The 13,465-nt window shown below is 44.5% G+C and carries 14 protein-coding genes; all 14 read left to right on the forward strand.

Annotated elements, in window-relative coordinates:
* Positions 1-23: 23 nt before the first annotated feature.
* The 14 genes from AB5213_RS05590 (at position 24) to rpsB (ending at position 13,457) form a co-directional block, all read left to right on the forward strand.
* Positions 24-1,061 carry a molybdopterin-binding protein gene (locus AB5213_RS05590; protein WP_368276415.1) on the forward strand — a complete coding sequence of 346 codons (1,038 nt, stop codon included), beginning with the start codon at positions 24-26 and terminating at the stop codon, positions 1,059-1,061.
* Positions 1,062-1,119: 58 nt separating this feature from the next.
* The gene (modA, locus tag AB5213_RS05595; protein WP_368276424.1) at positions 1,120-1,962 is read left to right on the forward strand and encodes a molybdate ABC transporter substrate-binding protein; all 843 of its coding nucleotides are present in this window, start codon (positions 1,120-1,122) and stop codon (positions 1,960-1,962) included.
* 12 nt (positions 1,963-1,974) lie between these two features.
* Complete coding sequence (gene modB, locus AB5213_RS05600; RefSeq protein WP_368276416.1) at positions 1,975-2,679, forward strand: molybdate ABC transporter permease subunit; 705 nt, start codon at positions 1,975-1,977, stop codon at positions 2,677-2,679.
* Positions 2,673-3,722 (forward strand): sulfate/molybdate ABC transporter ATP-binding protein, encoded by a 1,050-nt coding sequence (locus tag AB5213_RS05605; protein WP_055247203.1) that lies wholly within the window; start codon positions 2,673-2,675, stop codon positions 3,720-3,722. The genes modB and AB5213_RS05605 overlap by 7 nt, the downstream gene beginning before the upstream one ends.
* Before the next feature lie 56 nt (positions 3,723-3,778).
* Positions 3,779-4,453, forward strand: coding sequence for a Crp/Fnr family transcriptional regulator (locus AB5213_RS05610; protein WP_195255298.1), 675 nt, complete (start codon positions 3,779-3,781; stop codon positions 4,451-4,453).
* A gap of 94 nt (positions 4,454-4,547) precedes the next feature.
* Positions 4,548-4,961, forward strand: a complete 414-nt coding sequence (zapA, locus tag AB5213_RS05615) for a cell division protein ZapA (protein WP_008375194.1) — start codon at positions 4,548-4,550, stop codon at positions 4,959-4,961.
* 101 nt (positions 4,962-5,062) lie between these two features.
* Positions 5,063-7,477, forward strand: coding sequence for a DUF3656 domain-containing protein (locus AB5213_RS05620; RefSeq protein WP_368276417.1), 2,415 nt, complete (start codon positions 5,063-5,065; stop codon positions 7,475-7,477).
* Between the two features lie 8 nt (positions 7,478-7,485).
* The gene (locus AB5213_RS05625) at positions 7,486-9,018 is read left to right on the forward strand and encodes an FtsW/RodA/SpoVE family cell cycle protein (RefSeq protein ID WP_368276418.1); all 1,533 of its coding nucleotides are present in this window, start codon (positions 7,486-7,488) and stop codon (positions 9,016-9,018) included.
* 76 nt (positions 9,019-9,094) lie between these two features.
* The gene (locus AB5213_RS05630) at positions 9,095-10,432 is read left to right on the forward strand and encodes a peptidoglycan D,D-transpeptidase FtsI family protein (RefSeq protein WP_368276425.1); all 1,338 of its coding nucleotides are present in this window, start codon (positions 9,095-9,097) and stop codon (positions 10,430-10,432) included.
* Between the two features lie 20 nt (positions 10,433-10,452).
* Positions 10,453-10,779: a hypothetical protein gene (locus AB5213_RS05635; protein ID WP_368276419.1), complete on the forward strand. Its 327-nt coding sequence runs from the start codon at positions 10,453-10,455 to the stop codon at positions 10,777-10,779.
* Positions 10,776-11,891: a DUF2953 domain-containing protein gene (locus AB5213_RS05640; protein WP_368276420.1), complete on the forward strand. Its 1,116-nt coding sequence runs from the start codon at positions 10,776-10,778 to the stop codon at positions 11,889-11,891. Before AB5213_RS05635 ends, AB5213_RS05640 begins: the two co-directional genes overlap by 4 nt.
* A gap of 36 nt (positions 11,892-11,927) precedes the next feature.
* On the forward strand, positions 11,928-12,335 hold the full coding sequence (locus tag AB5213_RS05645; RefSeq protein ID WP_055155563.1) for a GerW family sporulation protein: 408 nt from the start codon (positions 11,928-11,930) through the stop codon (positions 12,333-12,335).
* A 53-nt stretch (positions 12,336-12,388) separates the two neighbouring features.
* Positions 12,389-12,526 carry a hypothetical protein gene (locus AB5213_RS05650; RefSeq protein ID WP_008375213.1) on the forward strand — a complete coding sequence of 46 codons (138 nt, stop codon included), beginning with the start codon at positions 12,389-12,391 and terminating at the stop codon, positions 12,524-12,526.
* Positions 12,527-12,713: 187 nt separating this feature from the next.
* Entirely contained in the window at positions 12,714-13,457 is a 744-nt protein-coding gene (gene rpsB / locus AB5213_RS05655) for a 30S ribosomal protein S2 (protein WP_044999249.1), read from the forward strand.
* Positions 13,458-13,465: the final 8 nt, after the last annotated feature.

Genomic DNA, 13,465 nt, shown 5'->3' on the forward strand with positions numbered 1-13,465 from the left:
CCATATAAAGTGAGGAACAAAAAATGAAACTGGTAAGAACAGAAGATGCAGTGGGGCAGGTGCTGTGCCATGACATTACACAGATTATTCCGGGAGTTGTAAAGGATGCTGTTTTCCGGAAGGGACATATTGTTACCGAAGAAGACATTCCGGTACTTTTATCTGTGGGAAAAGAGAATCTTTATATCTGGGAAAAAAAGGAAGGTATGCTTCATGAAAATGAGGCAGCTGAGATTTTGCGTCAAATCTGTCAGGGTGAGCATATGCATCCTTCCGGGGTGAAGGAAGGAAAGATCGAACTGATCGCCGACTGTGAAGGGGTATTGAAAATCAATACCGAAAAGCTGAATGCGGTGAACAGTCTTGGTGAGATGATGATCGCATCCAGACATGGAAATTTTCCGGTGAAAACCGGAGATAAGATTGCAGGAACAAGGATCATTCCGCTTGTGATCGAAGAAGAAAAGATGCAGAAGGCCTGTGAAGTGGCAGGAAAAGAACCGATTTTCCGGATTCTTCCGTACCAGAAGAAAAAAGCGGGAATCGTAACGACGGGAAGCGAAGTGTATTATCACCGGATCGAGGATAAATTTACTCCGGTTGTGATCGAAAAACTGAAAGAATGTGGCGTTACAGAGGTGAAGCAGATCCAGTGCAACGATGATCATGAGATGATCACAGAAGCAATCCAGACTCTGATCGAGGATGGTTCTGACCTGATCGTCTGTACCGGTGGAATGAGTGTAGATCCGGATGACAGGACTCCGCTTGCGATCAAAAATGCCTGTACGGAAGTGGTGACTTATGGGGCACCGGTTCTTCCGGGAGCCATGTTTATGCTTGCTTATTGTGAAAAAGAAGGCAGACAGATTCCGGTCATGGGTCTTCCGGGATGCGTGATGTATGCAAAACGGACGATTTTTGATCTGGTTCTTCCGAGGATTATGTGTGATGAAAAGCTGCATGAAAAAGATTTCCGGCTTCTTGGACAGGGAGGACTTTGTCTGTCCTGTCCGGTGTGTACTTTTCCAAACTGTGGATTTGGAAAAGGAGGATATTAAAATCATGAGAAAGAATAACTTATTTAAGAAAACAGTGGCAGCAGGTCTGGTTCTGCTGATGACAGCATCACTTGCTGCATGTGGCGGTAAAAAGACCGACACAAAAACAGAAGACAAAAAGACAGAAACAAAGGCTGACAAAGAAGAGGATGTAGAGCTTCAGGTATTTATCGCAGCCAGCCTGAATACGGCAATGACAGATATTGCAGAGCGTTATGAAAAAGAGCATCCGAATGTGAAGATCGTCTACAACGCAGACAGCTCAGGAACTCTGCTGACACAGATCGAAGAAGGATATGAGTGTGACCTGTTCTTCTCCGCAGCACAGAAACAGATGGATCAGCTTGAGGCTGACGGACTGGTAGTAGAAGGAACCCGCCATAATGTAGTTAACAATCAGGTAGTTGTTATCACATTAAAGGACAGTGATACAGCAGTAACCGGGCTTGAAAACTTAAATGAGGCAAAGAGCATTGCACTTGCAGGCGGAAGTGTACCAGTTGGAAAATACACTCGTCAGGCGTTGATGAATCTCGGAATTCTGGACAAAGTAGACGATGCGTCTACCATCACAACAGAACAGGTTTCTGAAGCTCTTGGTGGAGCAGAAATCAGTGAGCAGGCAAATGTAAGCAAGGTGCTGATCGCCGTTACAGAGGGTGCATGCGAAGTTGGAACAACTTATTATTCTGATACATACGGATATGAGGATCAGATCAAGATCCTTCAGACAGTAAGCTATGATCTGACAGGTAACGTGAGTTATCCGATCTGCCGTGTGGAAAATAAAGAGGCAGATGATGCAAAGAAAAAAGCAGCCGATGATTTCCTTGCATATGTAACATCCGATGACGCAAAGAAGATCTTTGACAGCTACTATTTCGATACAAACGTAGAGTAAAAGAGGAACGATATGGAAGAAATAAGACAGATCCTTGCAGGACTTGACTGGAGTCCGCTTTTCATTTCAATCAAAACAGGAATCGCAGCAACGATCGTGTCATTCTTCCTGGGAATATGGGCAGCAAGAAAGGTGCTGAAAGCGAAGACGGGTCTCAGGGCTGTGCTGGATGGGATTCTGACACTGCCGCTGGTGCTTCCGCCGACGGTTGCAGGATTTTTCCTGCTGCTCATTTTCAGTACGAGAAGAACCGTTGGATCGTATCTTTATACGACATTTGATATCAAGATCGTACAGTCCTGGGCAGGATGCGTGATCGCGGCAACTGTGATTGCATTTCCACTGATGTACCGGAATGCAAGAGCAGCATTTGAACAGGTGGATGTGAACCTGATCTATGCGGCGCAGACGCTCGGTATGCCGGAGTGGAAAATTTTCTGGAGGGTGATCATGCCGGCGGCAGGTCCTGGAGTTGCATCCGGTACAATTCTTGCATTTGCAAGAGCGCTTGGAGAATACGGTGCGACCTCCATGCTTGCGGGCAATATTCCAGGAAAGACGGCAACCATTTCCCAGAGGGTTGCAATGGTCATCCAGGACGGTGATTATCAGACGGCAGGCGTGTGGGTCGGAATTGTAATCCTGATCGCATTCGGAATAGTAGTGCTTATGAATCTGGCATTTGGAAAGGGAATGAAACATACAAAGCAATGGTAGAACTAGAGATAAAAAAACAGTATGGAAAATTCAGGCTGGATGTCGCCTTTAAAAGTGAAAAAAAGCGGATCGGAATCCTGGGCGCTTCCGGATGTGGGAAAAGCCTGACCTTGAAAAGTATTGCCGGGATCGAAAGACCGGAAAAAGGGCGGATCGTGATTGACGGAGTTACCCTTTTTGATGCCGGAAAAAAGATTTTTCTGAAGCCACAAAAAAGGAAAGTCGGTTATCTTTTTCAGAATTATGCGTTGTTTCCGAACATGACCGTGGAGCAGAATATCGGGATTGGATTTACCGGAAACAAAGAAGATAAGCAGAAAATGGTAGAACAGTTGATCCATCATTTCCAGCTGGACGGACTGGAAAAGCTTTATCCGTCAAAGCTTTCCGGCGGACAGCAGCAGAGAACGGCACTGGCACGGATTATGGCATATGAACCGGACGTGATCCTTCTGGATGAACCATTTTCGGCACTGGATGCGTATCTTCGGGAGCGGATGCTAACCGAGCTGATGGAAATGCTGAGTGATTATGAAGGTACGGTGATCATGGTGTCCCACAGCAGGGATGAAATCTATAGCTTCAGTGAAGAGGTTCTGGTAATTGAAGATGGACATGGAATCCGCCTGGGTCCGGTAAAAGAAGTATTTAATGCACCGCGCTATAAGACAGCGGCAAGACTTACCGGATGTAAAAATATTGCAGATGTTTACCGGATGGATGCGCAGACGGTGTATGTGAAAGACTGGGATGTGCAGCTGATTTTTAAAGGACGTAGTGTGCCGGAGAATGTGAAGGCAATCGGGATCCGAGCTCATGATCTGATTCCGGTGTATGGAACGATATCCGGGGCTATGCTGAAAGTTAAAGAATGGAAAAGTGTGGATTATCCATTTGAACGAAAATATTTTATCCAATGCGAGTCGGGATGTGAGGACTTCTGCTGGTTTGTCCAAAGAGAGATTTCTGCCACTCTGGAAGAAAAAGGAATGCCGGATGCACTCGCATTTCCGGAAGAAAAAGTGCTGTTCCTTGAAGGATAGCGTGGCAGATGCTATAATGGACAAATAGAGAAAACGGGCAGAAGGTGGCAGCATAAATGCAGAAAGAACAAGACAGGGAAGCGATTTACCGGAGCATTTTCTTTTGTGATATGGATCGGAAGAAGGCGGATGAGATCATTAACCGGTTAGACGGCAGAACCGTAACCTATGACAAGGGCGAAATCATCATAAGAGAAAGAGAAAAACTGAACAATATCGGAATCCTGCTTGACGGGGTACTCTGTAAAGTGCAGTATTACCGGGATGGAACTGAGCAGCTGGTCCAGAAGCTTGTCAGCTCGTTTGTTGTGGGAGTGGAGATTGCGGTCAGTGAAAAAAAGACGAGTCCTTATGATGTTTATGCATCGGAACAGGCACACATTTTCTGGTTTCCTGTACGGGCGATGGAAGAAGAGGGCGTTCTGGATATGCGTGAGAGGATTGAGTTTTACAAGAAAACGGTTCATTTCCTTGCAAATGAAGATATCCGCAAGTGCAGGAAGATTGAATTGCTGTCGATTAGAGGAATCCGGGAAAGAATCGAGCAGTATCTGAGAATTCAGCAAAGACGCCATAAAAGCAATGCCTTTGATATTGAATTTAACAGAGAACAGATGGCAAATTATCTGGGGATCAACCGGAGTGTGCTGTCACATGAGTTGAAAAAAATGGAAAAAGAGGGGATTTTGAAGGTCAGAAAGAATCATTTTGAGCTGGCTGATAAAGAATAAAACAGAATTTCTGCTGAAAATATCGAAAAGTGGTTGGTTTTTATCAGAATATAGTTTATAATGAAAAAAGGATTAGGCGGCAAGGAGGTTCTTTATGGCATCGTCAAAAAATTATACAGAAGTTTTGATAGGCGGCAAAGTATTCACCCTGAGCGGATTTGAAAGCGAAGATTATCTGCAGAAGGTATCCACTTATCTGAACCATAAAATCGAGGAATGTACAAGCAGCGATGGATATCGCAAGCAGAGTGCGGAAGCCAGAAGTGTGCTTCTTGCTTTAAATATAGCAGATGATTATTTTAAAGCCAAGAAACAGGGCGGCGCATTAGAAAGCGACATCGAGGCAAAAGACAAAGAGATGTACGATTTAAAGCATGAACTGATCTCAGTACAGATCAAGTATGAGAATGCTGAAAAAGCACTGGATAAACTCAAGGCAGAGAACCAGGAACTTCAGATGAAGATCGTACAGCTTGAAACAGAAATGAAAAATCACCGTACAAAATAGACTGTCCTGAGGCAGTCTATTTTTGATACTCCGGTATACAAAGAGAAATGTTTGCAACACAGGGGCTTTGTATACAGGTTATTTAAAGATAGAGGAGTTATATGAAAGACAGAGTTGAAATCCTTGCACCGGCAGGGAGTATGGAGTGCCTGAAAGCGGCAATTACAGCAGGAGCTGATGCGGTATATACAGGGGGAGCCCTTTTCGGGGCACGTGCTTATGCACATAACCTGACGGAGGAAGAACTTTTAGAGGCAATTGATTATGTGCATTTGCATGGAAGAAGACTGTATCTGACCGTGAATACACTGATCAAAGACCGTGAGATGGAAAAACAGATGTATGATTATCTGCTCCCTTATTACCGGCAGGGGCTGGATGCGGTGATCGTGCAGGATATTGGACTCTTCCGTTTTATCCGGAAGCATTTTCCAGATCTTCCGATCCACGCAAGTACCCAGATGACGCTTACGGGAGTGGATGGGGCGAAGTTTCTGGAAAAGGAAGGTGCACAGCGGATTGTTACATCCAGAGAACTGAGTATGGCAGAGGTGAAGAAGATTGCCGATGAGACAGAGCTCGAGATTGAAAGCTTTGTACATGGTGCACTCTGCTATTGCTATTCCGGTCAGTGCCTGTTCAGCAGTTTTATCGGCGGCAGAAGTGGCAACCGTGGACAGTGCGCACAACCGTGCAGACTGCTTTACCGGACACCGGAAGCAAAGAGACCACAGTATCTGCTGAGTCTTAAGGATATCTGTACATTGGAACTGATCCCGGAGATGATCGAGAGCGGGATTTATTCTTTCAAGATTGAAGGCCGGATGAAGAAGCCGGAGTATGCGGCAGCAGTCGCTTTCCAGTACCGGAAATATGCCGATCTTTATCTGAAATATTACGAAGAATGTCCGGCAGAAGAGGATCCGGCAGCGTATGCGATGAAGAAATACCGTGTCCGCGAGGAGGATCGGCAGATGCTGTTGGATCTCTATAACCGTGGCGGTTTCCATACGGGTTATTATCATACACAGAATGGACGGGAGATGATTTCCTTAAACCGTCCGAACCATGCAGGAGTGCCGGCAGTAAAGGTACTTGCTAAAAAAGGCAGAAATGTGACTGCAAAAGCACTGACAGACCTGTATCCGCAGGATATTATTGAACTCCCGATGCGCAAAGGCAGGGAAAAAGCAGATAATTATACCTGTAAGGATGCAGTCAGAAAAGGAATGAATGTGCAGATCCTGGTATTTGCAGATACCCCGTTCAAGAGGGATGAAATCTGGATGCGTACAAGAAACAGCACATTGATTGACACGCTGCGTGAAGAGTTTGTAAATGGAAAAATAAAAGAACGGATCTGCGGAACTTTCCGGCTGTATCCGCAGGAAAAGGCAACGCTTACGGTGAAGTGCCGGGATGCCGAGATTACGGTTGCCGGTGAAAAAGCACAGGAAGCACTGAGCCAGCCGATGAGCAGAGAGCGGATTGAAAAGCAGCTGCGCAAGACGGGAAATACGGAATTTGAATTTTCCTTTTTAAAGGTCGAGATCGGAGAAAAAGTATTTCTTCCAATGCAGAGTCTGAACGAACTTCGAAGGGAAGCACTGGAGACACTGGAAAAAGTGCTCTGTGAGAAATACAGAAGAAGTGGTGAAGTGAAAGATCCGGAAGAAGATAAGACAGAGCTTTCAATGGAAGAAGAGGTACTTTCCGGATGGACGGCATCGGTAAGAACCGCAGAACAGATGGAAGTGATTCTGGAAGAAGAAGCAATCGGAAGAATCTATGTGGATTGTACCATGTTCCCTCGCATCTGGGAGAAGGACAGCTATGTGGAGTGGATTACAAAAGTACATGCAGCAGGGAAAGAAATTTATCTGGTCATGCCGTATATTTTCCGGGAAAGAACCCGAAAACAGTATGAAGCTGCATATAACCGGATATTTGGAGCCGGATGGGACGGCATTCTGATCGCCAATTATGAAAGTTTTGCGTTTCTGAAAGAGCATGGTTATACCGGAAGGATTATGACCGATTACAATCTGTATGAATTTAATCAGGAAAGCAGGAAATTCTGGAAGGAAAAGGGAGTTTTTGAATTTACAGCGCCCGTGGAACTGACAGAAAGAGAACTCCAGGATCTCCGGGTAAAGGATGGAGAAGTGATCGTATATGGTTATCTTCCGATGATGATATCTGCAGGATGTATTCAGAAAACGACCAGAGGATGTCTGAAAAAATCCGGACAGACGACAATAACTGACAGATATCGTAATCCATTTGTGGTAAAAAATGAATGTGATTATTGTTATAATATCCTTTACAATTATGTGCCATTATATCTGGGAGACCGGATGGAAGAGGTATATCAGATCGGTCCTGGGCGGATCCGACTGATGTTTACTACTGAAAGGCAGCAGGAGGTAAGGCAGATTTTAAGTGCGTATTTTGAAGGAAAAGAGCTTCCGGAGGGAACGTACACCAGGGGACACTGGAAAAGAGGAATAAAGTAGGTGGAATTTTGATCAATATAATTGTAGAGCTGTCAAAATATCTGATGATAGCCCTGATGCTGGTCTATACATTTGAATGTTTTGCAGTATTTAATTACACAGATGAGTATACACAGAGAAGTATTTTCAGAAAGCAGAATGTGCTGATGTTTCTGCTTCATATGATTGCATTTCTGGTGATGTATCTGCAGACAAATGAAACAAAAATGATCGGATTTTACGGGATGCAGGTGGTACTGTTTCTGGCGATCATTTTGCTGTATACAATAATTTACCCGCGGGTGTCGCGACTGGTTGTAAATAATATGTGTATGCTGATGGCAATCGGCTTTATTATGATCACCAGACTTTCGTATTCGCTTGCGGTAAAGCAGTTTCTCATTGTCAGTGCATCTGTAGCGATAAGTCTTGTGATCCCGGTCATCATCCGAAAGGTAAAAGCTCTGTCGGAATGGAAAATATTCTATGCAATTGCAGGTGTTGTAATGCTTGGGGTCGTTATCATTGTAGGACGTGTGACTGGAGGAGCGATGCTGAATGTTGCAATCGGAGGTTTTACCCTTCAGCCATCTGAGCTTGTGAAGATCATTTTTGTATTTTTCGTTGCGGCGAGTCTGAAGGATGATACTTCATTTAAGAATATTGTGATCACAACGGCAGTGGCAGCAATGCATGTGCTGATCTTGGTTGTATCAAAAGACCTTGGTGCGGCGCTGATCATTTTTGCTGTATATCTGGTGATGCTCTATGTGGCAAGCAGACAGCCACTTTATGTACTTGTCGGACTGATTGCAGGAAGTGGGGCATCAGTTGTGGCATATAAATTATTTAACCACGTCCGTGTGCGTGTACTGGTATGGAAGGATCCATTTACCGTTTACAATGAAGGTGGTTATCAGGTGGCACAATCCTTGATGGCGATCGGCACAGGAAGCTGGTTTGGAATGGGACTTTTTCAAGGGGCGGCAGATCAGATACCTGTTGCAGAGTCAGATTTCATTTTTTCGGCAATTGCGGAGGAAATGGGACTGATTTTTGCACTTGGTCTGATCCTGGTATGTGTCAGTGTTTATATGATGTTTCTGAATATTGCGATGCAGCTTCGGGACAGCTTTTATAAACTGGTGGCACTGGGACTTGGAACCTGTTATATTTTTCAGATATTCCTGACGATCGGAGGTGTGACAAAGTTCATTCCGTCTACCGGAGTGACACTTCCGCTGGTAAGCTACGGTGGAACCTCCGTCCTCAGTACGATCATTATGTTTGCGATCATTCAGGGACTGTATGTATTAAGAGAAGACGAGGAAGAAGACATTGAAAGAAAAAAATTACAGAGAAGACGAACTTCCAGATCTGGATCAGCAGCTGGAGAGCCTGCCAGACGAGAGCGGATATCACGACCAAAAGAAGAAGGCAGAAGGGAAAAGCCGCAGCAGACGAACGGATGGCGAACCGAAGAAAAAGGCCGAACGCAGCCGCCTAAAAAACGGACAGCGGCGTCCGAAAGAAACACAGGCAGAAAGAAGCGGAGCCAGTAAGAAAAAAGAGAAGCAGATGACCAATAAAGAACTGACGAGAGTTACTTATATTTTTGTAACACTGTTTTTGGTACTGATGGGATATCTGGTTTATTTTAATGTGGTAAAAAGTAAAGAGGTTGTCAACAGCACGTACAATATCCGTCAGGATCTTCTTGCGGACCGTGTGCTGCGTGGCAGTATTACAGATAAAAATGGAGAAGTGCTTGCACAGACTGTGACAAATGACGATGGATCGGAAACACGGGAATATCCGGAAGGAGAAGTGTTTGCACATGTTGTCGGATATGCCGCAAAAGGAAAATCCGGACTGGAATCCTCACAGAATTTCAATCTTCTGACTTCAAATGCCTTTTTCCTGGAAAAGCTGGCGAATGAATTTAAAGACCAGAAGAATACGGGAGATACGGTGGTCACAACCTTGGATGCGAACCTGCAGAATGCAGCATATAATGCACTGGGAGATAACAAAGGTGCAGTTGTCGTGATGGAGCCAAGTACAGGGAAGATCCTGGCAATGGTATCGAAGCCGTCTTTTGATCCGAATAATGTTTCGGAAAACTGGGATGCACTGAACAATGACGAGAACAGTTCGCTTCTTAACAGGGCTACACTTGGACAGTATACACCGGGGTCGACATTCAAGCTGGTGACAACACTTGCTTTTATGCGGCAGAATCCAGATTATAACAATTATTCGTTTGAATGTAACGGAGAATTCTCACAGAATGGGGCAACGATCCACTGCTATAACAGCACTGCCCATGGAGAAGAGAATCTGACGGATTCGGTTGCAAATTCCTGCAATTCTTCGTTTTCAAATATCGGGCTGCAGCTGGATAAGGCAGAATGGAGAAAGACTGCCAAACAGATGCTGTTTAACAGCAAGCTTCCGGGTGATGTGAAATATAATGAAAGCAGTTTCCGCCTGAAAACAGATGCAGGAGATGCAGATACGATGATGACTGCAATTGGTCAGGGAAAGACACAGGTCAGTCCGTACCATATGGCGATGCTCGTTTCGGCGATCGCAAATGGTGGAAAGCTGATGAAGCCGTATTTGGTGGACAAGATTACAAATTATGCAGGCACAACGGTGAAAAAATATATGCCGGAAAGCTACAAAGAGCTGATGACATCATCTGAAGCTGCACAGCTTACGGAATACATGAAGGCGGTTGTGGATTATGGTACCGGAGCTGCGCTTTCAGGTGCGTCTTATACAGTGGCAGGAAAAACCGGAACTGCTGAGGTCAGTGAAGATGGAAATACAGTACATTCCTGGTTTGTCGGATTTTCCAATATGGATAATCCGGAGCTGGCGATCAGCGTCTGTGTCGAGGATGCGGATACGGCGACCATTACTGGTGTCAGTGTCGCAAAGCAGGTGTTTGATTCTTACTATAATAATTAAAGGTCGGGGAGACAGCGCACATGAGGTTTTACAAAAATCTTTATGTCAGTGAGAGCATGGCAAAAAAGAAAGAAAAAGTGATTGCAAAACTGAATAAAAAAAAATATCCGTTGAATACTTATGTGATCGCACTGATCGAAGAAGGGGAAAATCAGCTGGAATTTTATTCGATGTTGATGTTCCGCCAGGGAAGTGTGATCGATGATGATATTTTCGCAGTTGGTCTTGCAAGCGGATATGATGATGCGCTGTATCTGGTAGAAGAGATCGCGAAGGAAGTTTATGAAAAAACAGGGGATCTGGATATCCGGTCCTACATCAGAGAGCGGGAGAGGGAAGAAGCATGATTCTACATATCATTGGATTGATTTTGAAGATTATCGGGATTCTTCTTCTGGTGATTCTTGGAATCCTGCTACTTGTGATCGGTGTCCTTCTCTTTGTACCGCTGAGGTATGAACTGCGTGCCGAGTTTCCGGGGAAGCTGGAAGATGCAGAGGGGAATCTTAAGATTTCATGGCTGCTTCATCTGATTGCAGGAAGAGTGGAGTATCGGAACGGCGATGTGAAATGGCAGGGGCGGATTGCCTGGAAGAAGTTGGGAGATGTTCTGGAAGCGGAAGATAAACCGGTGAGAAAGAAGGAGAAAAAGCCGGATGGCGGAAAAAAAGCCGGTGCGGAGAAGGCCAGTGAGAGAACGGCAGAAAGAAATGATGCGGCAGATGTAAAGAAGCCGCAGACGCTGCCGGAAAAGAGAGCCGAAAGCGGAACGTATGCAAAGCCAGAGCATACGGACGTGAAAGATGAGAAGTCCAAAACAGAAACACAGGGAAGTCCTGACACGAAGGTGAAAACATTTTCAGAAAAAAAAGAAGAGAATGCTACACCGGAAAAGGAAAGTGAATCCAGAGAAAAAAAGGATGTTCATGGCGAGAGAGGATTCGGAAAGGCTCACAAAACTCCACGAAAGCGGAAGAAACCAGTCAAAGCATTTGGAAAACTGATCCGAAAGCTCAGTCAGAAGCTTCGTGAGATCCTGGAAAAGATCAAATGTACATGGAAGAATTTATGTGATAAAATAAAAAATATCGCAGATAAAAAAGATAAAATTCTGGAGTTCCTGGAACAGGAAAATCATAAAGCAGCTTTTGCACGTGGCAAAAAGGAACTGGTCTGGGTGAAGCGTTTTCTGAAGCCGAAAAAGCTTCGCGTAAAACTGCATTTCGGTTTTGAAGATCCTTACCATACCGGACAGGTACTGGCACTTTGTGGAATGTTTTATGCATTTATCGGAGAAAATATGGATCTGGAACTGGATTTTGAAAAGCGGGTACTGGAAGGTTCCGTTTATGTAAAAGGAAGACTAAGAACAGTTCATATGGCAGTATTTGCAGCAAAGATGCTGCTGGATAAGAATATCCGCAGCACTTACCATGATATCAGGGAGTTTAAATGGTAAAGCATTTGATAGAAAATAACAGGAGGAATCGAAAAAATGGCAGTAGATAATCAGTTTAAAGAGACAGTAGATGCATTGTTTAAGGGGATGAACGGTGTGGTATCATCCAAAACCGTTGTAGGAGATGCAATCCACATCGGAGATACGATCATTCTTCCGCTTGTTGATGTATCTTTTGCAATCGGAGCAGGGGCATTTCATGCGGACAAAAAGGACAGAGGAGCCGGCGGACTCGGCGGAAAGATGATCCCGAGTGCGGTGCTTGTGATCCAGAACGGAACAACCAGACTGGTCAACATCAAGAATCAGGATACCATGACCAAGATCCTGGATATGGTCCCGGATGTGATCGACCGTTTTAAATCCCCATCTGAGGATAAAATGACCGAAGAGGATGTGGCAGATCTGTTAAATGAAGCAGATTCTCCGGAAAATCAGGAATAGACGTAGGTTTCTGGCATATATTTATTGTAAAAGAGGAAAAAGCAGGAACGAAGATGAAACGGGTATTTGGTTTTGCACTGTTTTTTGTGGCACTTGGTATGGTGATCATGATGTTCATTCCGAGCATATTTATCGGAATTCTGATCGTTCTGCTGTGCCTCCTTGTCGGATATCAGCTTTTTTGCTGTTGATTTTGAAAAAATATGAGAACCTGCAGGGGAAACCCTGAAAAAAGCCTTGCGTATGCAGGGCTTTTGTGATACAATGCTAACGTTGCAAAAAAACACGTGTGTGGTTTATCCCGGTGGTGCCAAAGCTGACAAGCATGGTTCGCGGACATAAGCACACGGAAGTAAAAAACCAATGGAGGAAAGAAACATGAGCGTTATTTCAATGAAACAACTTTTAGAAGCAGGTGTTCATTTCGGACATCAGACAAGAAGATGGAACCCTAAGATGGCAGAGTACATCTACACAGAAAGAAATGGTATCTACATCATCGACCTTCAGAAATCTGTAGGAAAAGTAGATGAAGCTTACCAGGCAGTATCTGACATCGCAGCAGAAGGTGGAAAGATCCTTTTCGTAGGAACAAAGAAACAGGCTCAGGACGCTATCAAGACAGAAGCAGAACGTTGCGGAATGTACTATGTTAACGAAAGATGGCTTGGAGGAATGCTTACAAACTTCAAGACAATCCAGAGCAGAATCGCTCGTCTGAAAGAAATCGAAGCTATGTCAGAAGACGGAACATTCGATGTACTGCCGAAGAAAGAAGTTATCGAAATCAAGAAAGAATGGGAAAAGCTTGAAAAGAACCTTGGCGGAATCAAAGAAATGAAGAGAATCCCGGATGCTATCTTTGTAGTAGATCCTAAGAAAGAAAGAATCTGTGTTCAGGAAGCTCACACACTTGGAATCCCGCTGATCGGTATTGCTGATACAAACTGTGATCCGGAAGAACTTGATTATGTAATTCCAGGAAACGATGATGCTATCAGAGCTGTAAAACTTATCGTATCTAAGATGGCTGATGCTGTAATCGAAGCAAACCAGGGCGAAGCAGAAGAAGTTTACGAAGGCGAAGACGTAGAAACAGCTGAAGAAACAACAGAAGAATAATTCGAACA

Origin of the sequence: Coprococcus sp. RTP21204st1_G4_RTP21204_210225, from assembly GCF_040915385.1 — a bacterium.
In the GTDB taxonomy this organism is placed as follows: domain Bacteria; phylum Bacillota; class Clostridia; order Lachnospirales; family Lachnospiraceae; genus Allocoprococcus; species Allocoprococcus comes.